Origin of the sequence: Mycolicibacterium llatzerense (assembly GCF_025331195.1) — a bacterium.
GTDB lineage: Bacteria > Actinomycetota > Actinomycetes > Mycobacteriales > Mycobacteriaceae > Mycobacterium > Mycobacterium llatzerense.
On the sequence record NZ_LXOV01000012.1, the window covers coordinates 316,100 to 341,296 of the forward strand.

The window sequence follows — 25,197 nt, forward strand, 5'->3', positions numbered from 1 at the left end:
AGCATTGCCACTTCGAGTAAGTATTCAGCCGCTTAGGGTCTCCCAGCTGCACCTTTTCATTCGTAGCGTTGTTGCCAACGAACAGTCGATGCGAGGAGGGTCCCATGGTTGCAATCACAGACCACGCGGAGCGGCTGGCCGGCGGCTGGGGCGGCACTGTCCTTCGAACCGGAGGAACCGTTCGCCGCTCGACCGGCCATTGGACACCAGCGGTGCACGAACTCCTCAAGCACCTGGAAGCCGTCGGCTTCGACGGTGCGCCCCGTGTCTTTGGCGTCGATTCCGAAGGCCATGAAGTCCTGACCTTCATCGACGGGCAGACGGCGGCCAGCGCCGACGGCTGGCCCACGTGGCTGCGCTTCGAAGCGAACCTGGTTCGTGTCGCGCGCCTCCTTCGCCGGTTCCACGACGCCGTCGAGACCTTCCGCCCCGGCCCCGAGCTGCAGTGGCGTGACGGCAGCCGCGGCCTGCAGGACGGCGAGATCATCGGTCACAACGACGTCAGCCTCGCAAACCTGGTCGCGGACTCGACGGGCCGAATCCACTCGCTGATCGACTGGGACAACGCCGGCCCGACCACGCGGCGTGCGGACCTGGCATATGCCGCGTGGCACGTCGTCGGCCTCCACGCCCGCGCCCACGCCCGTGCTCGCGGTTGGTCCAAGGCACCTGATGTCGCCCGCCGCCTCGAAATGTTCCTGGACGCATATGGACTCGATGACCGCGATGGATTCGTCGACGACATCATCGCTCGAATCAGTGCGGCGGTCCGCTCATGCCGTGCCGCCGCAGAAGCCGGCAACGACGGCGCCCGGCCCTTCGTCGCATTGCTGGAAGGCGACCTCGAATTCGTACGTCGGAACCGCGACGCACTCGATCACCGGAACCACACCGTGCACACATGACTCAGAACTGACCATTCCCGCATTGCCGCGCAGCAAACGGCACGAGAATTGGTCACCTGCCGATCTACTACTCGAAATTCCAGATCTGACAAGACGGAGAAACTCGTGAACATTCTCGATCAGGCAATCACCAAGGCGCAGGAAGCGATTCTCGGTCCGGTGCTCAACCGGGCTCAGTCGACGATCCCGATGCCCCTGCAGATCAAGGGCATGCACCTCTACCAGAAGACGAAGAAGTCGGTCGTCGGCGACAAGTCGCCCGTCTTCGTCGAATCCCCGATTCCCGACGCCGAGGATGTGCCGCTGGCCGAGATCGACATGAGCAACCCGTTCATGTTCCGCCAGGGTCGCTGGCAGTCCTACTTCAAACGGCTGCGTGACGAGGCGCCGGTGCACTACCAGCCGAACAGCCCGTTCGGGCCGTACTGGTCGATCACCCGGTACGACGACATCGTCACCGTCGACAAGGACCACGACCGGTTCTCCGCTGAGCCGCAGATCATCATCGGCGACCCGCCCGAGGGCTTGGACGTCGAGATGTTCATCGCGATGGATCCGCCGCGTCATGACGAGCAGCGCGGAGCCGTTCAGGGCGTGGTGGCACCCCAGAACCTCCAGGAAATGGAAGAGCTCATCAGGACCCGGGTGCAGGAGGTACTCGATGGGCTGCCGGAAGGTACGCCGTTCGACTGGGTCGATACGGTCTCGATCGAACTGACGTCGCGCATGCTGGCGACCCTGCTCGACTTCCCGTATGACCAGCGCCGCAAGTTGGTGTACTGGACCGACACCGTGGCCGGCAGCGCCTCGGCCACCGGTGGCGAGGCCGACATGGATGAGATGTTCGCGGCGGCGGCCGATATGGCGCGCGCTTTCAGCGCCCTCTGGCACGACAAGAAGGCGCGGTTGGCGGCCGGTGAGAAGCCCGGTTTCGACCTCATCACGCTGATGCAGTCGTCCGAGGACACCAAGGACTTGATCGATCGGCCGATGGAGTTTCTCGGCAACCTGATTCTGCTCATCGTGGGCGGCAACGACACCACCCGAAATTCGATGACGGGTGGCGTGCTCGCCCTGAACCAGAACCCCGAGGAGTTCGCGCGGCTCAAGGCAGACCCCGCACTCATCAACAAGGCGGTCCACGAAATCATCCGTTGGCAGACACCGCTGGCGTACATGCGCCGCGTCGCCAAGCAAGACACCATTCTGGGCGGGCAGTTCATCCGGAAGGGCGACAAGCTCGTCATGTGGTACGCCTCGGCCAACCGCGACGAGCGCAAGTTCGAGAATCCGGACGACTTCATCATCGGCCGCCACAACGCCCGCCATCACCTGGCGTTCGGCATCGGCATCCACCGCTGCATGGGCAGCCGTCTCGCCGAGTTGCAGCTCAAGATCCTGTGGGAGGAGCTGCTGGCACGATTCGAGGACATCGAGGTCGTGGGGGAGCCCGAGTACACGCAATCCAACTTCGTGAAGGGTTACTCCAAGATGATGGTCAAGGTCACCCGGAAGCAGCCGGCCTGACGGCGAAACTCCCGGGCAACGCCTAGCGGTCGCACGCAACCGGCGCGCATATCCTGGTTTATAGACGCCGCTCAGTGCGACGCCCGGACCCCCGGGAGGCAGCGATGTTCGAAGAAGCGCAGCTATATGCGCCGGTGACGCGCTCAGGAGATGGCGTCACCGTTCACCTCGCCGACAATCACCCAGGGGCAGTAGATCCGGAATACCGCGCCCGCCGCAACGCGATAGCCGCGCTCGCCATCGACTGGCAGCCCGGAACACCACCGCCCATCGCGACCTACACCGACGACGAGCAGGAGGTCTGGCGCATCGCGTGCGCCGAGTTGCACCGGCTACACCAGCGCCGGGCGTGCGCCGTGTATCTGCAGGGACGGGAGCGGCTCGGGCTCCCCGAGGACCGCATCCCGCAACTCGTCGAGGTCAACGAATTACTGGGGCCGCTCACCGGCTTTCAGTACGTACCGGCCGCCGGGTTGGTGCCACTGCGGGAGTTCTACGGACTCCTCGCGGACGGCATCTTCCACTCCACCCAGTACATCCGGCACCACTCCGTGCCGCTCTACACGCCCGAGCCTGACCTGATCCACGAGGTGGTCGGCCACGGCAATTGCCTGGCACACGATCGTTTCGCGGCGTTGTACCGATTGGCCGGCCAGGCGGCGCAGCGGGTGAAAACGACTGAAGCGCTTGAATTTATCTCGAAGGTCTTCTGGTTCTCCCTCGAATTCGGTGTGGTCCGCGAGCACGGGGAAGTGCGGACCTACGGCGCCGGTCTGCTGTCGTCATATGGGGAGATCCAGCAGATCGATGTGGCCGACCTCCGGCCACTGAACATCGGCCGGATGGGTGTGCAAACCTACGACATCACGCACTATCAGCCAGTTCTCTTCTGCGCCAGAGGATTCAACGAGATCGAAGACGTCGTCGGCGGATTCTTCGCCACAGTCGACGACGACATGGTGGAGCGCCTGATGCATGACGCTGCTCAGGTCACGGGTAGGTGATCGCCGGCTCCACGACACCGACGCATTCGCCGAAACCAATGCTGGCCGCGCCCGGGCGATGGGCTCTGGCAGTCAGCATGACTTCGTCGCCGTCTTCGAGAAACGTGCGAGTCTCGCCGTTGGGCAAGGTGATTGGCTCTTTCCCGCCATGGCTGGCTTCCATCAGGCTGCCTTCGGAGCCTGCCGCGGGGCCGGACAGCGTGCCGCTGCCGAGCAGATCGCCGGGCTGGAGGTTGCACCCGTTGCTCGTGTGGTGGGTGACCATCTGCGCGACGCTCCAGTACATGTGCCGGCTCGATGAACGCGAGATCAGCTGCGGCGGGTTCCCGGCTTCGCGCATCCGCGCCGTCCAGATGAGGGCCTGCAGCTCGATGTCGAGTCCACCTTGCGCCTGATGCAGGGGACTGTCGAGGTACGGCAGCGGAGCGGGGTCGTCCTCAGGTCTGCGCATTGGTGACCGGAACGGCGCCAACGCTTCTGGGGTGATCACCCACGGAGAGACCGTCGTGCCGAAACTCTTGGCGAGGAACGGGCCGAGGGGCTGGTACTCCCAGGCTTGGACGTCGCGCGCGGACCAGTCGTTGAGCAGGCAGTAACCAGCGACATGAGATTCGGCGTCATCGAGACGCACCGGCGCGCCGAGGCGATTTCCCGGGCCGATCCACACGCCGAGTTCCAGTTCGAAATCCAGCCGCCGGGTGGGTGCCAGCACGGGCGGCGACGCATCGCCGGCCTTCAGTTGGCCGTGCGGGCGCGTGATCGGGGTGCCGCTGACCCGCACGCTGGAGGCACGACCGTGATAGCCGACCGGAACCCATTTGTAGTTGGGCAGCAAGGGATTGTCCGGACGGAAGAGGGCACCGATGTTGCGGGCATGGTGGATGCCGACGTAGAAGTCGGTGTAGTCCCCGATCCGGGCGGGCAGTAGGACGTCGACCTCTTTGAGCGGGGTGAGTAGACCGACGACGGTCTCCTGGTGCGGTGCGCCCTCGACAAGCAGTGCGTGCAGTGCCCTGCGAAGTGCGGTCCGCGGTCCAGAACCCAAGGCGAACAGGGCATTCAGCGTTCCATGTGCGGCCGCCTCGGCTGCCGCTTGAGCCTCGTCGGTGAGTAACCCCGACGCGGCCAGTCCGCCCAGGTCCAGGACCTCATCTCCGATGCGGACTACGCCGTGCGGTTCGCCGGCGGCACCCGCCACCACACCGAACGGGAGATTCTGCAGGGGGAACCCACTGCCGGTTTGTGCCGTGGTGACCCAACTTCGCCGGCCCGGGTCGTGAGTGAAATCCAGTGCGGTCACGGCTTGTCCGGGTCGAATCGTTTGATCAGACCCTGCCAACAGTCTGCGTAGTCCTGTTGCCGCTGGGGCAGATTCGCCGCGTACTTCGTAACCTTCTGTGGGAACCGCGTTTCGAACATGAAGGCGAGCGTGTTCTCCTGTTTGACCGGCTTCAGCTCTTCGGTGCTGGCGGCGTGAAATGCGTTGGCGTCAGGGCCATGTGGGGTCATGCAGTTGTGCAGGCTGACGCCGCCCGGAACGAAGCCGTCGGGTTTGGCGTCGTAGACACCGCGCACGAGTCCCATGAACTCGCTCATGACGTTCATGTGGTACCACGGCGGGCGGAAGGTGTCCTCGGCGACCATCCACCGCTCGGGGAAGCACACGAAGTCGACGTTGGCGGTTCCCGGCGTCTCGCTGGGCGAGGTGAGCACCGTGAAGATGGATGGGTCGGCGTGGTCGAACAGCACGGGGCCGACGGGGGAGAAGCGCCGCATGTCGTACTTGTAGGGTGCGTAGTTTCCATGCCAGGCAACGACATCCAGCGGAGACTGGCCCAGTTCGGCCTGCCACAGCGTGCCACCCCACTTCACATACATCGTCGACGGGACCTCGCGATCCTCGTAGTTCGCGACGGGGGTGAGGAAGTCGCGCGAATTGGCCAGGCAGTTGGCGCCGATCGGGCCGCGCTCAGGGAGAGTGAAGATACCGCCGTAGTTCTCACACAGGTAGCCGCGGGCCGCACCGTCAGGCACTTCGACGCGAAGTTTCACGCCGCGCGGGATGACGACGATCTCGCAGGGTTCGGCGTCGATGATCCCGAACTCGGTGCAGAACCGCACATTGCCGTGCTCCAGGACGAACAGCATCTCGGCATCGCCGTTGTAGAAGTACGAGTCCACCATCGACGACGTGATGGAATAGATGCTGTTGGCGAACCCGGTGCGGGTGTTGACGTCTCCGCCGGTCGTGATTGTCCGTACGCCCGTGATGAACGTGGTGTCCTCGACCGCAGGATCCGGCAGCGGCAATGGGTTCCAACGCATTTGGGCAATGGGCACCGGGGGCGCGTCGTCGGGCGCCGAGCGCCAGTGCGACACCCCTTCGGCGCCAACAGGAGTGAAGGGGCCCCAATGGGCCACGCTCGGCCGAATGCGGTACAGCCAGGACCGCTTGTTGGCGGCGCGGGGTGCGGTAAACGGTGAGCCGCTGAGCTGTTCGGCGTAGAGCCCGTAGGCGCACTGTTGCGGAGAGTTGCGGCTGACGGGCAACGCGCCCGGCAGCGCCTCGCTTTCGAAACTGTTGCCGAAGCCGGACTGGTATTCGGCCATCACAGATTCCCGCGCTTTTCCTGCTCACGTTCGATCGACTCGAAGAGGGCCTTGAAGTTGCCCTTCCCGAAACCCAGTGAGCCGTGGCGCTCTATGAGCTCGAAGAAGACCGTCGGCCGATCACCCAACGGTTTGGTGAAGATCTGCAGTAGATACCCGTCTTCGTCGCGATCGACGAGGATGCCGCGCTGCTGCAGTTCCTCCACCGGAACGCGCACCTCACCGATGCGGGCACGCAGTTCCGGGGCCTCGTAGTAGGCATCCGGGGTGTCGAGGAATTGCACTCCCGCCCTGCGCAATTCGTCGACGCTGCTCAGGATGTCGTTGGTGGCGAGTGCGAGGTGCTGAACTCCGGGACCGCGGTAGAACTCCAGGTACTCATCGATCTGGGACTTGCGCTTGGCCACGGCCGGTTCGTTGAGCGGGAACTTCACCCGATGGTTGCCGTTGGCCACGACCTTCGACATCAGCGCCGAGTAGTCGGTGGCGATGTCGTCGCCGATGAACTCGGCCAGATTCACGAACCCCATGACCCGGTTGTAGAAGCCGACCCACTCGTCCATCTTGCCGAGTTCGACATTGCCGACGACGTGGTCCAAGGCCTGAAACAGGCGCGGGGGAGCACCGTCACGTTTGACGTAGCCGCTCGTCGCCGGCTCGTAGCCCGGCAGGTAGGGGCCGGCGTAGCGCGTGCCGGCGATCTCGCGCTGCACCAGCGTGTGGCGGGTCTGCCCGTAAGCCGCGATGGCCGCAACGCGCACGGTGCCGTGCTCATCCGACAGGTCGTGCGGCTCTTCCAGGACCGTGGCACCGGCGCTCTTGGCCTGCGCGATGCACCGGTCGACATCGGGCACCTCCAACGAGATGTCGACGACGCCGTCACCGTGGCTGGCGTGATGTGCCACCAGGGGGCTGTCGGGGCTGACCGCGCCCTTCAGGACGAACCGGACCGAGCCCGAACGCAAGACGAACGCCTTGTGGTCGCGGTTGCCGTTCTCCGGCCCCGAGTACGCGACCAGTTCCATGCCCCACGTGGACTGGAAGTAGCTCGCCGCCTCGGTGGCATTGCCGACCACGAAAACGATGGCATCCCAACCAGTTACGGGGAATGGATCGTTGCTCGGGTCGTACTCCACCAGGCCCACCAGCTGCTTGAGCTGGTTGACATCGAGCCGGGCCTGCTTCTCCTGCTCGGTCAGGGCGCTCTGGTTCGCCATAGAGACATTCTTCTCTCTTGAGCATCATCCCGGTGTTGAGATTGCGCAACGAGTTCGCATTCACGAGTCTGCAGTACCAACACACCAACGATCTAGCAGCGTCGCTTCCTAGCGCTCTGCGCGAGGATGTTCGTGTGCCGCCGTTGACCTCGCCGACCATCGCGCCCGGTTCGCTGTCCAAGTCGGAGCATCCCTCGATCCCCGTCGGGCACGAGGCGGTCCTGCGACCATGGAAACTCACCGACGCGCCTGCGGTGATGCAAGCCTTCGCGGATCCCGACATTCAGCGTTGGCACGTTCGCGTCGTCGACACGCTTGAGGAAGCTCACGAATGGATCAGCGCGTGTCAGAGCGGCTGGGCCGAGGAGTCGCAAGTGAGCTGGGCGCTTGCCGACATGGAGAGCGACGAGCTGCTTGGACGAGTATCAATCAAGGTGCTGGACTGATCCGCCCCGGTATGTCGGGAGGTTCTCTTATCTGAGTGCCTCCTCGGTCTGAGGGTGCCGCTGGCGATGGTAATAGAGCGCTTCGGCTCGGTCCGGCGTGAGGTCCTGGCAGTAGCCGTTGGGCCGCTGGCGGTTGTAGAAGGCGACCCATTCGGCGGTGGCGAGGGACAGCTCGGCGGCGCCGGGGTAGGGCGGTTGGTGGTCAATGAGCTCGGTCTTGTAGCTGCTGTTGATCGATTCGGCCAGGGCGTTGTCGAAACTATCGCCCACTGATCCGACTGACGGGAGAATCCCTTCGGCGGCCAACCGTTCGGTGAAGGCCACCGCAGTGTATTGAGATCCCGCATCGCTATGGTGAATGAGATCGTTCAATGTTGTTGCACCGGAACGCTTTCTAGCATCGACCGCGTGGTTGATCGCATCGGTCACCAGCTTCTGGGTCATCTCGGTGGCCACCTTCCAGCCGACAATCTTGCGGGCATAGACATCGATCACGAACGCGGTGTACGCCCACCCCGCACGGGTTCGGCAATACGTGAAATCGGCAACCCACAAACGATCGGGCGCCTGGGCGACAAACCGCCGCTGCACCCGGTCCGGTGCCCGTGTCGCGGCCGGGTCGGCAACGGTAGTACGGACCCGGCGCCGCTTGCACGCACCACGCCAACCCATCTCCCGCATCACCCGCTCCACCACGCACCGCGAGACATCGAGTCCATTGGTGCGCAACACAATCCATGTCTTGCGAGCACCCAGGACCCGATACAGCGGGTTGGATTGACGGAGCCGGTGGACCGCATCAATCACCTGCGCGTCCGCCCAGTCGGCCTTCGAGGGGCCACGGCCGGCGCGGTGGGCGTAGTACGTCGACGGGGCGATCGTGACGCCGAACTCCGAGAGCACGGCGCACATCGACTCGACACCCCACTTGAGACCATCAGCGCCCACCCGCTGGTGCTGGTGGGCGCTGATGAACTCCACGACTACTGAGAGGGCCGGTCGAGCTCGGCAGCGAAGAAAACCGATGCCGCCTTCAAGATCGCGTTGGCCCGCTTGAGTTCGGCATTCTCCCGGCGCAGCTTGCGCAGCACCTCGGATTCCTGGCTGGTCTGCCCGGCCCGACCACCGGCGTCGATCTCGGCCTGGCGGACCCATTTGCGCACCGTCTCGGCAGTCCCGACACCCAGCAGGTCAGCAACCCTGCCCATCGCTTCCCACTCCGAGGTCGTGTCGCTGCGCAGATCGACCACCATCTGCACCGCCCGCGCCTTCAACTCGTCTGGATACCGCCTCGATGACTTCGATCCCACGTGTCCATCCTTCCCAACGGACGAACTCTCCGGACACGCCGGGGTGGATCAGGACCGCGGCGATGGTTTGGCTGGGGTGGCGTACTGGATGTTGCCCGCAGCGCGCGGTCGCGGCCTTTGCACGACTGCGGTGAAGGTGGTCTGCAGATGGGCATTCGAGGAAGCGGGATTTCATCGGATCGAGGTTGATCACTCGACGAGAAATGAGGCGTCGTGCCGGGTTGCGATGAAATCAGGGTTCCGAGAGGAAGGGATCCGTCGCAGTGCGGCATTGCACGTTGATGGGTGGCACGACATGCACGTCCACGCGCTGCTAGCGACCGACGAACGGCCCTGACTGAAATCTTGATGCGTTCGCAGATCGCGACTGGAAGAATCTGAACATGGCCCCCGAACCCGCAGTGCGGTTGCGCGCAGCGACCTTTGGCGATGCGGGCTTCGTCATCGAGATGGCACGCCACGCCTGCGTCATCGAGGATTGGCCGCTTCCGGATCCTGATGACCAAGAAGTACTCGAACTGCTGCCACCTCATGGTGTGGTGCCGATCATCGCCGAGGAGCACAGCGGCGCACCGGTCGGTGCAGTGTGGACATATCTCAGCGATCCGCCGCTACGCGTCGATGACCGCGGCGTGCCTTTGCGTGAATTGTGTATCGGTGTCGTGCCCGGCCGGCGCGGGACAGGCATTGGTGGCTTGTTGTTGGACGCGCTTTTTGCGGATCTGGAACATGTCACCGAATCGATGTGCACCAACGTGCACGTGCGCAACCCAGCCCAACGCCTGTACGAGCGCAAAGGATTTCATGTGGTCGGCCAGGGCCATGGTCCGCTCGGACTAGCAATGGTCAAAGTTCTGCGCTGATAGTCGAGTCGATGACTGAGGAGGAGCTGCTGAATGGGTGCTACCGCCGGCCCCTCGGACGTCATGTGTTCAGTCGCAATGCGAATACCCGCCTCCCAGAACGGGCGTTGCCCGAGGGTTGCGATCGACGGACCAGACGGAGCAGGGAAAACCTACTTCGCCGACGAACTCGCCGCACTCCTGCGCACGCAGCAACGACCTGTGGTGCGAGTGTCACTCGACGACTTCCACAACACTCGGGCCGTGCGCTACCGACTCGGCCGGGACTCCCCAGAGGGATTTTGGTTGGACTCTTACAACTACGAACGCTTCCACGCGGATGTCCTCGCACCGTTCTCGCCGGGCGGATCGCGGGAGTACCGGGTCGCGGCTCATGACCTCACAACCGATGCGGTTCTGAACCCGCTACCACGCACAGCGGCGCCGGGGACCGTACTCATCGTGGATGGAATCTTCCTGCACCGCAACGAACTCGCTGCGATCTGGGACTTCTCGGTCTTCCTCGATGTTCCGTTCGTCGAAACAGCGCGACGAATGGCGCTGCGAGACGGAAGTGAGCCGGATCCGGACCATCCCAGCATGCGGCGCTACGTCGAAGCTCAACGTCGGTACTTCCAAGAATGCAGTCCACAACAACGTGCGACGGTTCTGATCGACAACGCCGCGCTCGGCCGTCCAGCGATAGCCGCGGCTGACTAGCAGTGTCTCTGTCGATACTCAAAGCTGCTGATTGGTAATAGAATTCGCATGAACTACGGTGATTTTCGGCTACGTCAGTGGCACGGGGATGATGCGTTGCAGCTGACGAGCTTGTTGGATCCAGATGCGGATCCAGTTTGGGTAGAGCAATTTCATGCGCTGCACGGGCCTGATTGCGACGGCCCCGGATGGCGACGAACACGGGTGGCCGTTGATGCAAGCGACCAGATGATTGGTTGCGCAACGGTGGCGAAGAGCTTGCTGCACGGTGGTCGGTTTCCGTGCGCGGTGGAGGTTTTCGCCCGCGCGCGCCGGCTCGGCATCGGCACGAAGTTGACCGAAGAGATGAAAGCGTTGCGTCCTGACAGGTCGCTGCCGTTGTCGACCAAGTTGCGGCAGCGAAACAGTGCCGCAATAGCGTTCGTGTCTACTGTCGGCGGCCGCGAATACCAGTGCAGTCCAGGCATTATTGTCGATCCCCAGGCACTTGGCGTCCAGCGTTGGGTCGCAACACGATCGGTCCAGAATTGTCGGAGCCTGAGGGCATGGACCTCACCGAGGTGGGTAAGGCATTTGCTGCGGTGTACGAATGGATTCATGCCCCTTGGTCGCCAGTAACCAACGAGAACCTACTGCTGGAGGTCGCGGCGACGGAGGCGGCAGCGGCCGATCTCACCTGTAGCGCAGGGACGTGGTTTGGCGGCCGATTGGCGGCGGTGGCGTTCGCGTTTCCGTCGGCAGAGGGCATCGAGGTGGTCGCCGAGACAATCCGGGATGGCGAAACTAGCGGAATCGACGCGGTGGCCGACGCCGTTGCGACGGTGATCCGGTCAGCCGGACGCCACGACGGCGTACTCGTCTCGTTCGACTCGCACGTGAGTGATCCGCATCTGCAGCCGGTGTTGGCTGACCTACCTCATGTGAGAAATGATCCGCTCTACCTCATCGAAATCACGTGAGCAGGGCAGCGCCTACTTAGGCGATCCAGATTCGCCTGTCCGACCAACGCCCGAACGTCAACCTGGGCTGACCCGCGAGGGTCCGAGCGCGACGGGGAGATGGCTGATTCCTCGCAGCAGCGTGCTGTCGTTCATGGTCGGAACGCCTGCCAGGCACAGCCGAGGGAACCGGTCGAACAGTGCTTGCAGCCCGAGCTGCAGTTCCATGCGGGCCAACGGCGCGCCGAGGCAGACGTGGCTCCCGGTGCCGAAGCTGATGTGCTCGCGAGCGTTGTTGCGGGCGGTGTCGAACTCGTCGGGGCGTTCAAAAACCGCCGGGTCGCGATTGGCGCCGGCAAGGAGCAGGAAGACGGCCGCGCCCTCCCGCACGGTGTAGCCGCCGACCTGAAGGTCCTCGGTGGCCACCCTGACTCCGATTTGGGAGACGGAGTCGTAGCGCAGCACCTCTTCCACGGCATTGGCCCAGCCCTCGGGGTGCGCCTGGAGCGTGGCCAGTTGGTCTGGATGATTGACCAGCGCCACGACTGCAGTGCCGAATTGATGTGCCGTAGTGATGAATCCGGCCCCCAGGAGCAGACCGGCGAATGTCCTGACCTCAAAGTCGGAGAGTTCGGTGTCCTGGATAACGGCGGACAGGATGCTGTCGTCGGCGCTTCCGCCGCGGAGTCGTTCGATGTGCGTGGCGAGGTAGCTTTCGAACTCACGTAACCCGTTGATCGCCGTTGCGAAATTGCACCAGGACGGCGCAGTCGTGGTGATCAACTTGGAGACCGTTTCACCGACTCCGTAGAGGTAGGACGTGTCCCCGCGGGGAATGCCCAACATCTCGGCAATGATCTCGATCGGAATCCTTGAAGCGTAGGCGGCGACCAGATCGCAGTTACCGGTCTCGCCCAGGTCGTTCAGCAGGCCGTCGGCGACCTCGTCGATGCGGTTCCGAAGCCCCTCGATCGCTTTCGGGGTAAACGCCCGCGACACCAGGCGTCGCAGCCGCACATGCTCGGGTGCGTCGACCATCAGCAGCGACGGCGGCTCCACGGGGTTGATCACGCCGGGATTGGTTCTTGCGAACAGTCGCTGAACACTACGGAATGGCGACCGGTCGCACGGCTTGGCGGTGCGGAATCTGCTGTCGCGCAATACGTCTCGAACGAGTTGCAGATCGGCGGTGACCCATGCGTTGCCACCGAACACTGTCGACATCCGCCCCTGCTGACGAATCTGCTCGATCAGGTCATATGCGCGGTCATGCTGGTCGTCATCAAGAAGTAGCTGAGCGAATGGGTCGCCGCGTCGTGCCAGCACCTTGAGCGTCGCGCGGGGAAGTCCGTACCCCAACAGCCAGTGGGTCCGGGTCTTGATGTCTACATTCACGATTTTCGCCCCCGCGGATCGACTACCGACCAGGCTAGTCGTGAATATCGGCTGCGCCGGTAGAACGTGGCTACTCGCCCACGGACGTCTTCCCGGCCGCGTTCTTGCGTCTGCCGAGTTGCCGATAGCCGGGGTGCACCGCCGGCGCCAGGCCCTGCTGCTCGGCGACGGCGGCGAGCAGCTCGTTGAGTGTCTTTCGTTGTTGGCCCGTCAAGCCGGCGGTCAGCGCCTGTTCGTGCTCACGGGCGAGCTCGGAAATCGTCTGCATCAATTTCTCACCCGACTTGGTCAGGTACAACGCGTACAGCCGCCGGTCAGTCGGGTTGCGCCGCCGTTCGACCTCACCGCGTGTCTCGAGTTCGTCGAGATAGGTGACCATTCGGCTGGGCAGCAGTCCCAATTGCCCACTGAGCTCCTGTTGACTGAGTCCTGGCCGGGTAGCGATCATGCGCAGGATTCCGGCATGTGGGGGAGTCAGCTTCAGCGTGGCAAGGCGTTCGGCGAACAACTGCGCGGCGTGACTGCCGAGCTGAGCGAGCAAGAACGCAGCACCGTCCCGCTGCTGGGCACTGGACACTGGCGGCATGGACAAACAATACACGTATGCAACCGTTTTCTTTGTGAATGATGTTGACGCATCTGATTCAGTAGGAATATCGTTCAAGACATGAACGATTACATCGACGATCGGCCGACAACCCGCAGCCGTGCTCCGCAGCAAGGTGGGCCACCGCTGTGGCTGCTCGGCACGATCTCGCTCGGCCTGCTCCTGGTCGGCGTCACAATGCTTGCCGTGCTGGGCGGCACACCGCCTCTGCCATACCAGAATTCAGCGGCCGTGCTGGACTACTTCCGCGCGCATTCGTCGGCCACGCAGGTGAGCGCGGTGTTCGTATTCGGGTCCTCGGTCCCGCTGGTGATCTATGCGGCCACGGCAAGTGCGCGGCTGCGGCAGCTCGGCGTCACTGCACCGGGAGCCACCATCGCGCTCGCAGGCGGCGTACTGGCAGCCGGGGGACTCGGGCTCTCGAGCCTGCTCCTGTGGACGCTGTCGCGGCCCGAGGTCAGCACCGACGGCCCGCTGACCATCGCGCTCTACTACCTGACGTTTCTCACCGGCGGCGTGGCGCACGTCGTGATGCTCGGCCTGTTGGTGGCGGGCCTGGCAGTCCCCGCGCTGATCCTGCAGCTGGTGCCGCGGGCGTTGGCGTGGATCGGTCTTGGGATCGCGGTGGCCGCTGAGCTCACCACAGTGGTGCTCATCTGGCCCCAGGCCGCGCCCTTGCTGCCGATCGCCCGGTTCTCCGCGCTGATCTGGCTTGTCGCCATCGGCGTCCTGCTGCCGCAGCGCCGTGCCGCCCGGAACCGGCAGGAGCACGCAACCACCAGTGGGCCGGCATGAAGGTGAGCGTCAGTGTCACCAGCTTTTCGTGGCCGGAGGGGACGGACGCGATCGGGGCGCACCTGGCATCGCTGGCCGAAATCCTTGATGGCACAGACGTTGACACCCTCTGGGTCGCGGATCACCTACTGCAGGCCGACCCGGCCAGCCGTCTCGATGAGCCGATGTTGGAGGCGTACACCACCCTCGGGTTCCTGGCGGCCAAGACCGCGAAGTTGCGGCTCGGCACACTGGTAACCGCAACAACGTTCCGCGATCCCGCGGTGTTGATCAAAGCCGTCACCACCCTGGACGTGCTGTCCGGCGGACGGGCGTGGTTGGGACTCGGCGCGGGCTACAACACTGATGAGGCAAGCGCGCTCGGGCTGTTTCTGCCGCCGACCGGCGAGCGGTTCGATCGCCTTGCCGAGCTGCTCCAACTGGCGCGGCGTATGTGGGACGGCGACGAATCTCCGTTCGAGGGGCGCTATTACCGCGCCGGACGCCCCATCGGTCGGCCAACGCCGATCACCCGGCCGCCGATACTGATCGGCGGTACCGGTGAACGCCGCACCTTGCGCCTGGTGGCCGAGTACGCCGACGCCTGCAACCTTTTCGATATCCCCAACGGGGAGCAGGTGATTCGCCGTCAACTCGACACGCTCGGGCGGCACTGCGATGAGCTCGGGCGGCCGCGGCAGGAGATCGAACACACCGTCACCACGGCATTGACGCCCGGTGAGTCCGCCGATCAGTTGGTCGAACGTTGCGGCAGGTTGGCGGAACTGGGTATCCACCACGTCGTGGTGATTGCCCGCGGACGGGCGTGGAACCAGGCCGAGCTCGGTGTCGTGGCCGGTGCCGCAGCCCAACTCAGGCCCGTTGCACCGCAGTCATTTTGAGGAGACCGACCTGGTCGGGGTCGGGGATCATCTCGATTGCGGCCACCGGCCGAAGAGCCCGCCTGAAAAAAAACAGTTGGCGGCCAGCAGCGACCATTGCTACTTTCTGGGAGACCGTGCAACTGGCGAGGAGGTGGTACCCGTGAACGTATCGACGTGGGTGCTCCTGTTCGGGGTCACGGTCGGGCGATAGGTCGTCCGGGAGCGCCGTTCAACGAGCACTCCCGAAAGGCACGACCATGCACTTCATTTCCGAACAGCGTCTCGAGGACGGCCTCGAACGTGAATTCATGCTTGACGACATCCCAGGCATCCTGTGGACGCCCGGTTCGACACCAGCGCCGCTGATCCTGCTCGGCCACCCCGGCGGACTGCGCGGGATGTACCCGCGGCTGGCGAGCCGCGCCCGGCGCTGCCTGACGGACGGGTTTGCCGCGGCCACGATCGAGCTGCCCGGTAGCGGCGACCGCCCGCGGTCTGCCGATGCCGAGCAGGCCCGTGCCGATCTGCATCGCGCGCTGGCGGCCGGCGAGCCGGTCGATGAGATCATCGACCGGCTTGTCGTCCCCCTGGTCGACAAGGCGGTACCGGAGTGGCAGTTCACCCTCGACGCACTCCTTTCGCGTCCTGAGATCAGCGGCCCGATTGGCTTCTCAGGCGGGGTGATCGCCGTCGGCATCCGGCTGGCAATGGTCGAACCGCGAATCGCGGCTGCTGTGTTGTTCGCCGGGAGTTTTGTGCCCCGCGCCATGGTCGCCGAAGCGCGTGAGGTCACCATCCCGCTGCACGTCCTGCTGCAGTGGGACGATGAAGTAGATAACCGGCAGCAGGTACTGGACCTGTTCGACGCCTTCGGTTCCCCGGAGAAGACGCTGCACGCCAACATGGGCGGGCATACCGGCGTCCCGGCGTACGCGGGGGAGGACGCGGCCCGCTTCTTCACCCGGCACCTGATGCCAGATCGACGGCCCGCCGGGGCGAAGTGACCGTCAATCAGTTGCGCGCGCCCCTGAACCGGCTCGGCTATGGTCGTGACCGGGTCGGGGGATCAGCCGTAACTTGACGCACACCACAGGAAGACGCAAGGGGACACCTATGAGCACGAGCACCTACCGCCGCGCGGCAGTCGTCGGGCTGGCTGCCGTCGCGCTGACTGCCGTGGGCTGCAGCAGTGGCACGAGTGTCGATGTCTCGGCGCAGCCTCAGGTCGCCTTGATCGTCACCTCCCAGGTCCCGGTGCCGGCCGCCGAAGTGAAACTCATCGGGGAGAGGGACGTCGAGGTCACGCTCACCGGCCCGATCGCGGCCAAGTACACCTCGGCGACCGACAGCCAGAAGGCGACTCTCGGCAAGCCGTTGACGGGTGACCACAACGCGGGTACCAGGGACAGCGGTGTGGTGTTCCAGCAGTTCCAGGGTGGCGCGATCGTCGCCAAGAACGACGATGCCGGTACGCCCGCCTACATCATCTCGGGCAAAATCCGCGAGGCCTGGAACATCGAACGTGATCCAGATGGCGTGCCTGCGATCACCGGCACCAACGGTTCGGCAGGCCCGCTGGGCGCGCCGTCCAGCGATGAGAACGTCGTCGGCGATCAGCTGGTCACGACGTTCGAACACGGCAAGATCGCTTACAACTCGACGACCGGTCAGGTCGAGGTGACGGTCAACGGCAAGGTCGTACCGTCCGGGCTGTAGCCATCGGCGACGTCGGTCTGCCTTAGTCGGAGCCCTTCGCTTCCTTCTGGCTTTCACGCTTACGGATGGCCCGCAGCCATGCCCAGAGTGCGACCAGTGGGATCACGAGGCCGCCGATCCCCATGACGAGGAATCGCGTTGGGCCCTGGATGTTGCTGACGAGCCAGTCGAAGTTCTGTCCGAAGAACCCGGTCACGAAGGTCAGCGGCAGGAAGATGGTCGCGAGCACAGTCAGGCGTTCCATGGTGCTGCTTTGTTGCACGCTGACTCGGGTCTGCTCGACCGCGACCACGGCGATATTGGCCTGCAGGATGGTGGCGAGCAGGTCGCGCTGCGCCGAGACTTCTTCGTTGATCAGTTGGAGGCTGTCGTGGACGTCGCGTAGGTAGTGCGCCACGGGCGTGTCCGTGGCATCGCGCTCGGCGGCGGTCAGGACCGAGAGCAGTGGATGGACTGCGCGGTAGAAATTGCTCACTTCGCGGCGCAGAAGGTAGATCCGCTCGGTCGGTGCGACCGCGCCGGAGAACACAGTGCCTTCAACCTCTTCGATGTCGTGTTCGAGGCCCGCGACCACTGGACCGTAGGCGCGCACCACCTGGTCGAGTACGGCCCAGAGCACCGACGCGGTGCCGACTTTGAGCAGCTCGGGATGCTCCTGCAGGCGCGCCCGGGCCGCGTGCAGTTCGCTGGCGACACCCTGGCGGACGGTGATGACGAAGTTGGGCCCCACGAAGATGCTTATCTCGCCGAAGTCGACTTCCTCGCGGTCATCGTCGTAGCGGGCGGTACGCAGAATCACCAATTGCACGTCAGGTTCGAAATGCTCGATCTTGGGCCTTAGATGAAACGTCCCGGCGTCCTCGACCGCCAACTCGTGGAGATCGAAAGCGACTCGGACGCGTGCCATTTCGTCGGTTGTCGGCTCGAACATCCCGAGCCAGACGAATCCGCCCTCGCGGCACCGGCGTGCCGCGTCGTCGATGGGCATTGCCGCCTCGCCTTGGCGCACGCCGTCGAGGTAGTGCGCGCAATCCACGATCATGCCGTCTCCCAACCGAATTCGCCTCGGCGCCGGGTGCGGCGCCGAACGGAGTTAATCCGGTGAACCTGTACGGAGGATGTGACTCGGCTGCGAGTTCGCTACCCCGACGCGAATGCAGATTATCTCGGCGCCGTCAGGGTCAACAGCTGCAACTGACCAGGCCCGATCGCCGAGTTGAGGACGCAAGAAATTCACCAAGAATTGGCCAAGCCCGTCGGCGCATGGTTTACCCGACGGCCCTAGATGCGGTCGGCGGAACTAGCGAAACGGGACCGGAATGATGAAGCGAGGTGTCGCCGGACTGACCACTGCGGCAACGGTGTTCGCTGCCGTCGCACTGACAGGATTGGCGCTCGGCAGCGGAACCGCTCAGGCAGTCACCGGCCCCCATCGGTGGTGCCCCGGGGACTCGATGTGGATATCGGGCAATCATGTGACGAACCCGGTGATTTGGGACGAAAGCGTCTGCCACAGCTACTACTTGGTGCAATTTGGTCACGGCAACGTGGCTCAGAACGTTTGGGATGGGCCCAATCCGCCGGAGGACGACCCGCCTGCAGGTCCTGCTCCCAATCCGTTGCCGGGGATGTGCTGGTCCTTGTTCATTCCGGTGCCCTGCCGGTAGCGATGGCTACCTGTCACTGACAGGGACAGGCACGCCTCGCTTCCGTCACGCACGATGGAGACATGACGGAAGCACGCGGATCGGGTGGGCAGCAGCTGGCGGACTTTCTGCGCAGCCGACGGGCGGCCGCTGACACGGCGCTGTTGCCGGGGCTGGTCGGTCTGGGGCCTCGCCGGGTGCCCGGGTTGCGCCGCGAAGAACTGGCCGAGGCAGCTGGGGTGTCGTTGACGTACTACACGCGGTTGGAACAGGGTCTGGCCACCAATCCTTCGCTTCAGGTGCTGGACGCGCTGGCGAGGGCGCTGGGGCTCGACGAGGCCGAGCGGGCGCATCTGCAGCGGCTGGCCTCGGTCACCGACACCAAGGTGCGGTCGGGGCGAACCCGGCTGCGCCCCGACTGCGTCACCCTCCTGGACGCAATGCCCGACGTCGCCGCCGTCGCACTGTCACCGTTGCAGGACATCATCGCCTGGAATCGACTGGGCCATGCGCTGCTTGCGCCGCACCTCGAACCGACTGCGCCGTACAGCGCCGAGCCGCCCAACAAGGTGGCGATGATGTTCACCGATACCCACGCGCGCAGCCTGCATCGCGAGTGGGAGGCCGAGGCCACCTTAGCGGTGGCCTCGCTGCGCTACGTCAGCGCCGGCTATGTTGCCGAGGCCGATCTCGCCCGCCTCGTCGGCAACCTGAGTGTGGCCAGCGAGGACTTCGCGCAGTTGTGGGCCGCGCAACCCGTGGCGCTGTGCACGCACGGCATCAAGCGCTACAACCACCCGGTGGTCGGGCGGCTCGATCTGCATTTCCAGGTCCTCCATCTGCCTGAAGACAACGGTCATCGACTGCTGTTGCATCACGCCGAACCCGGATCCAGCGACGACGCTGCGCTCCGCCTGCTAGCCAGCACGACCATCACCGAGTAGCGCTGTGTAGCGAATATCGCTGCACGGCAACAAGAAACACTCAATCCAAGGAGCTTGCCCATGGATGGTTCCACCCTGCTCAAAAACAGTCCGGCCGCACCGACGCGACGGCTTCATCCTGGCCTGCCGGCGCTGGCGCTCGGCGGGTTCGGCATCGGGCTGACCGAGTTCGTCATCGCCGGTCTGCTCACCGACGTGGCCGATGCACTGCACGTCAGTGTGCCTACTGCGGGTGCTCTGATCTGGGGGTATGCCCTGGCGGTCGTGGTGGGTGCGTTCACTGTCACCGCCGTGTTGTCGCGCCGCCCGCCCAAAACCGCACTGCTGGTGCTGCTGACCCTGTTCGTCGCCGGCAACGCGTTGACCGCGCTGGCGCCTGGTTTCGGCGTCGCCATGCTGGGCCGGATCATCACCGCGCTGTGCCACGGCGGATTCTTCGGCATCGGCGCCGTGGTCGCCGGCGATCTGGTGGCGCCCGAACGCAAGGCGTCGGCCATCGCTGTCATGTTCGGCGGGCTGACCCTGTCGAACGTGCTCGGCGTGCCGTTCGGCACGTTCGTCGGACAGCACCTCGGCTGGCGCAGCGCGTTTTGGATCATCAGTGCGCTCGGCGTATTGGCGATCGCCGGCGTGGCCGCACTGGTACCTCGGTTACCGAAGCCACCACCGGAAGGCAGCAGCCACTTCGCTGTCTTGTACCGCCGCCAGGTCGTGGTGTCGATCCTGCTGACCATGATGATGTTCGGCGGCGTTTTCGGCGCATTCATCTACGTCCAACCGCTGGTGACCCGCGTGACCGGTTACAGCGACGGCGCCGTGCCATGGCTGCTGGTTCTCTTCGGGATCGGTTTGTTCATAGGCAATTTCGTCGGTGGCTGGGCCGCCGACCGAGACCTCACCCGGACGCTGCGCGTCTTGTCACTGCTGCTGCCGGTCGTGCTCATCGCGTACGGGTTGCTCGCGTCCTATCCGATACCGGTCGCAGTCCTGCTGGTGGTCATGGGCCTCGTCGGATTCGCTGCGACACCGGCTCTGCAACTTCGCGTCATGGGTTTCGCCCGTGACGCACCGACCATGGCTTCGGCGGCCAACATCGCGGCGTTCAACCTGGGGAACGCGATCGCATCGGCGATCGGAGCCGCGACCATCGCGCTGGGCCTGGGCTGGCGTTCCCCGGTGTGGGTGGGCGCGGCGATGGCGCTTGTCGGCACGGTGCTGGTGTTCACCAACAGCCACGAGGAGGCACGGTGACCGGGCCATCAGACCTGCACCCTCAGGCGCGTGCTCATCTGGCTGCCACGGCGACAGCGCCCGGTATCGCGACGCTGTCGGTGTCCGACGCGCGCCTGGCGGCACTGGGTTACCTGGACCTGCAGCGTCCGGCGCCGGCGATGGCGCAGGTGCAACACCGATTCATCCCCGGCCCGACCGCAGATCTTCCTGTTCGTATCTACCGGCCGACGCAGGATCGGGGGCCGCATCCCGTCATCGTCGTGCTGCATGGCAGCGGATGGGTGATCGGCAACCTCGATCTCGTGGATGAACCCGCTCGGGTCCTGGCCCGCGACACCGGGTACGTCGTGCTCGCCGTCAACTATCAGAAGGCACCCGAACGTCCCTTCCCGATTCCGCTGCAGGACTGCGTGAGCAGCGTGCGCTGGGTGCATACCCACGCAAGCGAACTGGGTGTCGATCCGAACCGGCTGGCCGTGGTCGGTGACAGCGCCGGGGGCAACCTCGCTGCCGCGACCACTGCTGAGCTGGTCGGCTCCGACGTCACGATCGCTGCCCAGGCTCTGCTCTATCCAGCGCTGGATCATCGGATGGCCGCACCGTCGTATGCCGACTTCGCTCATAGCTTCGGTCTCGACGCCGCCGACATGGCCTGGTTCTGGAACCACTATGTCGATGTCGGGGACGGCGCGGACCCGCGCGTTTCACCGTTGCGCGCCAACAATTTCGGTCATCTGCCGCCGACATTCGTGGCGACCGCCAGCCATGATGTGCTGCGCGACGAGGCAGAGGCGTACGCCGGGTTGCTCCTGGATGCCGGTGTGGATGTTATCGCCCAGCGCTATCCGGGGATGATTCATGGCTTCTGGTGGATGGACGGTGTGCTCGACGATTCACGCACATTGCAAAAGGATCTCGCGAGCTTCTTGGTCGACCGCTTGAGCCGCTGACTCGGAGTCGAAATCTCTTTAACCGATGCACCTTTCGGCCAGTACGACTTACGCCAGGATCGCCCGCGCTGCGCGTTCTGCGATCAGCATCACCGGCGCGTTGGTGTTCCCCGACGTGATGGTGGGCATCGCCGATGCGTCGACCACGCGAAGGCCGGCGACGCGATACACGCGGCACTCGGTGTCGAGCACCGTAGCGGCTGACCGCGGAAGGCCCTGTGCGTCAAAGGAACCCATCGCACAGGTGCCCACCGGGTGGAAGATGGTGGTACCCAGTTCGCGGGCCGCCTGCTGCAGGTCGTCGTCGCTCACCCGTTGCGGGCCCGGCAGCAACTCTTCTGGGCGGTAGTGGGCCAAAGACGGCGCTGCCATGATCTGCCGGGTCATCCGCAGGCCGGTCACGGCGGCTCGGAGGTCGGCGTCAGTTGACAGGTAATTGCAGCGAATCTCTGGGTAGGTCAACGGATCTGCACTGGCCATGCGTACATGGCCGCGCGAGCTCGGTCGCAGATTGCAGACCGAGGGAGTGATGGCTCCGAATGGGTGTAGGGGTTCGCCGAACTTGGGCAGGGACAAGGGCTGCACATGCCATTCCAGATCGGGACTGGCCAGTGCAGGGTCGCTTTTGGCGAATGCTCCCAACGTGGAGGGCGGCATCGTCATGGGTCCTGATCGCAGCAGCAGGTACTGAAGTCCCATGCCCGCCCGGGTGATCAAGTTCCGATACAGCGTGTTCACGGTGCGTGCGCCCTGCACCCGGTACACGGTCCGCAGCTGCAGGTGGTCCTGGAGGTTCTCGCCCACGCCTGGCAGGTCGACGGCCACCGGCACCTGATGTTGGCCAAGCAGCCCGGCCGGTCCGAGCCCTGAGACCTGCATGAGATGCGGCGACCCGATCGCTCCGGCGCTCAGGATCACTTCGCGGCGGGCTCGGACGTCGACCATCTGTCCGTCCTTGAGGAGGCGCACGCCGGTGGCGCGGTGCTGAGCCGTGGTCCAGGCCCCGCGACGCTGATCCTCGCGGACCTCGTCGTCCATCAGCAGCTGCATGGCTTGGGCGTTGGTGTAGACGGTCAGATTTGGGCGGCGGGCGACGGGATGCAGGTAGGCATCGGCCATCGACCAGCGCCGACCATGCCGTTGATTCACATGGAAGTACGCGCTGCCGGCGTTGTCGCCCCGGTTGAACTCCTCGATGGGGGCGATGCCCACCTGCGCAGCGGCGGCCTGCCAGGCGTCCAAGATCTTCCAGCGCACCCGGGGCCGCTCGACGCGGATTTCCCCACTGGCGCCGTGCCAGTCGTCGGCTCCGCCGAAGTAGTCCTCCAACTCCTTGTAGATCGATAGCGTCTCGCCCGGACGGTCGGCGCCACCCCAACACCAGCGCTCGTCACCGGTGGCCTGCGCCCAGAGGTCGTAATCGCTTGCCTGCCCGCGCATGTGGATCATGGCGTTGATCGACGAGCAGCCGCCGATCACGCGGCCCCGCGCATAGTGAATGCTGCGGCCGGCCAGACCTGGGTCGGCCTCCGTCGTGAAGCACCAGTCGGTGCGAGGGTTGGCGATGGTGTACAGGTAGCCAACCGGCACCTTGATCCAGAACCAGTTGTCCTTGCCGCCGGCCTCGATCAGCAGCACCCGATGGTCGGGGTTGGCACTGAGCCGATTGGCCAGCAGGCAGCCGGCACTGCCTGCTCCCACGATGACGAAGTCGAATTCGGCGACGGGGCTCATTCCGGAATCGTTCCTCCATGGGTCGGGTGCGTGTCTTAGTGTGCGTGATGACCGCCGGGGACGGGCACATTCCCGTACCTGCTGTCGCGCGTCCGCTCGCCGCGATCAAGAGGGGGAGTACTTCCTTGATGACGAAACGCCTCTCAATCGGGATTGCGGTCGTGTGCGCCGTGCTGAGTGTTCCACCGGTCGCGCAAGCCGACAGGGCCGAGCCACCGCCGCTGTACGGGTACTACAACGTCAGCATCGATTTCGCGAAACAGACGTTCAACGGCATGCCGACACCGATGAAGTCGATAACGTTCCCCGTCCAATTCACCACTGAATGCGACGTGAATGGATGCGTTCCGCGGTGGGACAACAAGCCCGACCACGAACGCAATCCGGGCGCACCAATCGTTTTCGAGTACCGATGGACAGGCGACCGCTGGGAAACAAAGGGCGAGTATCCGTACTTCTGCGATCGCAACAATCTAGCGAGCGCGGTGAAGTCCGTCCGTTCGGACTACCTGATCCCGAATCCTGACGGCAGCTTTTACGGCGAGCGGACCCTCATCACTGAGGGAGCGGGATGTCCTGGTGAGGGACCAGGAACCCATTGGGTCCCGATTGCGCTCACGCCCATCGACCCGCCGCAATAGCGCGGCAGCGCCAAGCTACTTGCTCCGATTCAGGGTGGCACGCATCTGTTTTGCCAATTCACGGTTCTCGATCGGGCGACCGAGGAATGGCGCTATAGCTCGCGCGATCCGTACCACGGCAAGCGGGCGTGGCGGAATCTTGTAGAAGTGGTTACCGATGATCAGCCATCCGCCGCCGTCGCCGGCGACGCCGCCCAGTATCTCACCGACCAGATCGGGTACATGGGGCATGTGGTGAACGCTCTCGCCAATCACAGACACGGAGTCATCGCCGAGGTTGGCCACATAGATGCGGCTTTCGTCAGGAGTCACCGCCACATCCCACGCGTCTTCGCCGACTTCAATTGTCGTGGTGACGTCGTTGGAAGCGGCGTTGATCACCTGCAATGAGCCGGGCCCGGGGAAGCCACGGTTGGTGATGTAGACGTGAACGCCGTTGGCGCTGACGGCAACACCGATCGGCGAGTTGCCGACCGAGATAGTCGTGGTGACGGTGTTCGTCGTCCCGTTGATCACCGAGACCGTGCCGTTGGGCGCGGCATTGGTGACGTAGACGCGAGAGCCGTTGGGGCTTATCGCAACACCGCTGGGCAAATCGCCGACTTGGACGGTCTTGATCACGGTATTGGTGGCGGTGTTGATCACCCAGACGGTGCCGTCGAGATTCCAGTTCGTGACGTAGGCGCGTGTGCCGTTCGGACTGACCGCGACTGCGTTGGGATGTCCGTCGACGGGGATGGTCGCGCTGACTGTGTTGGTGGCCGTGTCGAGTACCACCACGTTTCCGGACGTGGCTGGGCTATTGGCCGCGGCAACGTACGCACGGGTGCCGTCGGGAGTCAACGCGATTCCGCCCGCGAAGTCGCCGACGGGAATGTCCGCGGTGATCGTGTTGGTGGCGGTGCTGATCACCGAGACCGTTCCTGCGTTCTCGATCGTGACGTAGACACGCGCGCCGTCGGGGGAGATCGCCACCGAGTCGGGGAGGTCGCCGACGGGGATGGTGGCGATGACCGTGTTGGTCGAGGTGTTAATCACCGAGATGGTGTCGCCGCCACCGTTGAGGACGTAGACGCGGCCGCCATCGGGAGTGACTGCCAGCCGACTCGGGGAACCGCCGACATGGATGGTTTTGAGAACTTCGAGCGCCATGG

24 protein-coding genes and 1 pseudogene are annotated in these 25,197 nt (G+C 64.5%); 16 read left to right on the forward strand and 9 right to left on the reverse strand.

The window, feature by feature from the left end:
• The first annotated feature begins 104 nt into the window (after nucleotides 1–104).
• The 3 genes and pseudogenes from A7G45_RS16450 (at nucleotide 105) to A7G45_RS16460 (ending at nucleotide 3,436) form a co-directional block, all read left to right on the forward strand.
• Entirely contained in the window at nucleotides 105–905 is an 801-nt protein-coding gene (locus tag A7G45_RS16450; protein WP_260938611.1) for a phosphotransferase, read from the forward strand.
• A gap of 189 nt (nucleotides 906–1,094) precedes the next feature.
• Nucleotides 1,095–2,414: pseudogene (locus A7G45_RS16455) on the forward strand (cytochrome P450); the annotation flags it as partial.
• 122 nt (nucleotides 2,415–2,536) lie between these two features.
• The gene (locus tag A7G45_RS16460; protein WP_260938613.1) at nucleotides 2,537–3,436 is read left to right on the forward strand and encodes a phenylalanine 4-monooxygenase; all 900 of its coding nucleotides are present in this window, start codon (nucleotides 2,537–2,539) and stop codon (nucleotides 3,434–3,436) included.
• Here A7G45_RS16460 and fahA read toward each other — a convergent pair.
• From fahA to hppD, 3 genes are read right to left on the reverse strand one after another with little or no spacing between them, the layout of a single operon-like run.
• On the reverse strand, nucleotides 3,423–4,736 hold the full coding sequence (gene fahA / locus A7G45_RS16465; RefSeq protein WP_260938614.1) for a fumarylacetoacetase: 1,314 nt from the start codon (nucleotides 4,734–4,736) through the stop codon (nucleotides 3,423–3,425). The two genes, A7G45_RS16460 and fahA, sit on opposite strands and share 14 nt — an antisense overlap.
• On the reverse strand, nucleotides 4,733–6,046 hold the full coding sequence (hmgA, locus tag A7G45_RS16470; RefSeq protein WP_260938615.1) for a homogentisate 1,2-dioxygenase: 1,314 nt from the start codon (nucleotides 6,044–6,046) through the stop codon (nucleotides 4,733–4,735). Before hmgA ends, fahA begins: the two co-directional genes overlap by 4 nt.
• Nucleotides 6,046–7,263, reverse strand: coding sequence for a 4-hydroxyphenylpyruvate dioxygenase (gene hppD, locus A7G45_RS16475; RefSeq protein ID WP_260938616.1), 1,218 nt, complete (start codon nucleotides 7,261–7,263; stop codon nucleotides 6,046–6,048). Before hppD ends, hmgA begins: the two co-directional genes overlap by 1 nt.
• A 17-nt stretch (nucleotides 7,264–7,280) precedes the next feature.
• On the opposite strand from hppD, the gene A7G45_RS16480 reads away from it, so the two are divergent.
• Nucleotides 7,281–7,709 (forward strand): GNAT family N-acetyltransferase, encoded by a 429-nt coding sequence (locus tag A7G45_RS16480; protein ID WP_260938617.1) that lies wholly within the window; start codon nucleotides 7,281–7,283, stop codon nucleotides 7,707–7,709.
• Between the two features lie 27 nt (nucleotides 7,710–7,736).
• Here the strand turns inward: A7G45_RS16480 and A7G45_RS16485 are convergent.
• A protein-coding gene (locus A7G45_RS16485; protein WP_260938045.1) for an IS3 family transposase occupies nucleotides 7,737–8,962 on the reverse strand; the annotation gives its coding sequence in 2 pieces (ribosomal slippage) (nucleotides 7,737–8,731 and nucleotides 8,731–8,962; 1,227 coding nt in all).
• On the opposite strand from A7G45_RS16485, the gene A7G45_RS16490 reads away from it, so the two are divergent.
• From A7G45_RS16490 to A7G45_RS16505, 4 genes are all read left to right on the forward strand, one after another.
• On the forward strand, nucleotides 8,937–9,356 hold the full coding sequence (locus tag A7G45_RS16490) for a GNAT family N-acetyltransferase (RefSeq protein WP_260938618.1): 420 nt from the start codon (nucleotides 8,937–8,939) through the stop codon (nucleotides 9,354–9,356). The genes A7G45_RS16485 and A7G45_RS16490 overlap by 26 nt on opposite strands.
• A gap of 46 nt (nucleotides 9,357–9,402) precedes the next feature.
• A complete protein-coding gene (locus tag A7G45_RS16495; protein ID WP_260938619.1) occupies nucleotides 9,403–9,882 on the forward strand; it encodes a GNAT family N-acetyltransferase in 480 nt (159 codons plus the stop codon).
• A gap of 78 nt (nucleotides 9,883–9,960) precedes the next feature.
• Complete coding sequence (locus tag A7G45_RS16500; RefSeq protein ID WP_260938620.1) at nucleotides 9,961–10,581, forward strand: nucleoside/nucleotide kinase family protein; 621 nt, start codon at nucleotides 9,961–9,963, stop codon at nucleotides 10,579–10,581.
• Between the two features lie 545 nt (nucleotides 10,582–11,126).
• Nucleotides 11,127–11,540: a hypothetical protein gene (locus A7G45_RS16505; RefSeq protein WP_260938621.1), complete on the forward strand. Its 414-nt coding sequence runs from the start codon at nucleotides 11,127–11,129 to the stop codon at nucleotides 11,538–11,540.
• Between the two features lie 57 nt (nucleotides 11,541–11,597).
• Here the strand turns inward: A7G45_RS16505 and A7G45_RS16510 are convergent, their stop codons facing one another.
• Both A7G45_RS16510 and A7G45_RS16515 read right to left on the reverse strand, forming a co-directional pair.
• A complete protein-coding gene (locus tag A7G45_RS16510) occupies nucleotides 11,598–12,914 on the reverse strand; it encodes a cytochrome P450 (RefSeq protein ID WP_260938622.1) in 1,317 nt (438 codons plus the stop codon).
• A gap of 70 nt (nucleotides 12,915–12,984) precedes the next feature.
• Nucleotides 12,985–13,500, reverse strand: a complete 516-nt coding sequence (locus tag A7G45_RS16515; protein ID WP_260938623.1) for a MarR family winged helix-turn-helix transcriptional regulator — start codon at nucleotides 13,498–13,500, stop codon at nucleotides 12,985–12,987.
• 81 nt (nucleotides 13,501–13,581) lie between these two features.
• Between A7G45_RS16515 and A7G45_RS16520 the strand changes: the two genes are divergently transcribed.
• From A7G45_RS16520 to A7G45_RS16535, 4 genes are all read left to right on the forward strand, one after another.
• Entirely contained in the window at nucleotides 13,582–14,316 is a 735-nt protein-coding gene (locus A7G45_RS16520) for a hypothetical protein (RefSeq protein WP_260938624.1), read from the forward strand.
• Nucleotides 14,313–15,197 carry a TIGR03560 family F420-dependent LLM class oxidoreductase gene (locus A7G45_RS16525; protein WP_260938625.1) on the forward strand — a complete coding sequence of 295 codons (885 nt, stop codon included), beginning with the start codon at nucleotides 14,313–14,315 and terminating at the stop codon, nucleotides 15,195–15,197. Before A7G45_RS16520 ends, A7G45_RS16525 begins: the two co-directional genes overlap by 4 nt.
• A gap of 239 nt (nucleotides 15,198–15,436) precedes the next feature.
• A complete protein-coding gene (locus A7G45_RS16530) occupies nucleotides 15,437–16,183 on the forward strand; it encodes a dienelactone hydrolase family protein (RefSeq protein ID WP_260938626.1) in 747 nt (248 codons plus the stop codon).
• Nucleotides 16,184–16,292: 109 nt separating this feature from the next.
• The gene (locus tag A7G45_RS16535) at nucleotides 16,293–16,895 is read left to right on the forward strand and encodes an LGFP repeat-containing protein (protein ID WP_260938627.1); all 603 of its coding nucleotides are present in this window, start codon (nucleotides 16,293–16,295) and stop codon (nucleotides 16,893–16,895) included.
• A 22-nt stretch (nucleotides 16,896–16,917) separates the two neighbouring features.
• Here A7G45_RS16535 and A7G45_RS16540 read toward each other — a convergent pair whose 3' ends face one another.
• On the reverse strand, nucleotides 16,918–17,937 hold the full coding sequence (locus A7G45_RS16540; protein WP_260938628.1) for a magnesium and cobalt transport protein CorA: 1,020 nt from the start codon (nucleotides 17,935–17,937) through the stop codon (nucleotides 16,918–16,920).
• Nucleotides 17,938–18,624: 687 nt separating this feature from the next.
• Between A7G45_RS16540 and A7G45_RS16545 the strand changes: the two genes are divergently transcribed.
• From A7G45_RS16545 to A7G45_RS16555, 3 genes are read left to right on the forward strand one after another with little or no spacing between them, the layout of a single operon-like run.
• A complete protein-coding gene (locus tag A7G45_RS16545; RefSeq protein ID WP_260938629.1) occupies nucleotides 18,625–19,485 on the forward strand; it encodes a helix-turn-helix transcriptional regulator in 861 nt (286 codons plus the stop codon).
• Nucleotides 19,486–19,545: 60 nt separating this feature from the next.
• Nucleotides 19,546–20,736: an MFS transporter gene (locus A7G45_RS16550; protein WP_260938630.1), complete on the forward strand. Its 1,191-nt coding sequence runs from the start codon at nucleotides 19,546–19,548 to the stop codon at nucleotides 20,734–20,736.
• A complete protein-coding gene (locus A7G45_RS16555; RefSeq protein WP_260938631.1) occupies nucleotides 20,733–21,668 on the forward strand; it encodes an alpha/beta hydrolase in 936 nt (311 codons plus the stop codon). The genes A7G45_RS16550 and A7G45_RS16555 overlap by 4 nt, the downstream gene beginning before the upstream one ends.
• A gap of 48 nt (nucleotides 21,669–21,716) precedes the next feature.
• Here A7G45_RS16555 and A7G45_RS16560 read toward each other — a convergent pair whose 3' ends face one another.
• On the reverse strand, nucleotides 21,717–23,402 hold the full coding sequence (locus A7G45_RS16560) for a GMC family oxidoreductase (protein ID WP_260938632.1): 1,686 nt from the start codon (nucleotides 23,400–23,402) through the stop codon (nucleotides 21,717–21,719).
• Between the two features lie 128 nt (nucleotides 23,403–23,530).
• Here A7G45_RS16560 and A7G45_RS16565 point away from each other — a divergent pair, with 128 nt between their 5' ends.
• The gene (locus tag A7G45_RS16565; RefSeq protein WP_260939742.1) at nucleotides 23,531–24,043 is read left to right on the forward strand and encodes an MBOE_33420 family protein; all 513 of its coding nucleotides are present in this window, start codon (nucleotides 23,531–23,533) and stop codon (nucleotides 24,041–24,043) included.
• A gap of 15 nt (nucleotides 24,044–24,058) precedes the next feature.
• Here the strand turns inward: A7G45_RS16565 and A7G45_RS16570 are convergent, their stop codons facing one another.
• Nucleotides 24,059–25,195 (reverse strand): choice-of-anchor I domain-containing protein, encoded by a 1,137-nt coding sequence (locus tag A7G45_RS16570; protein ID WP_260938633.1) that lies wholly within the window; start codon nucleotides 25,193–25,195, stop codon nucleotides 24,059–24,061.
• Between the last annotated feature and the right edge of the window lie 2 nt (nucleotides 25,196–25,197).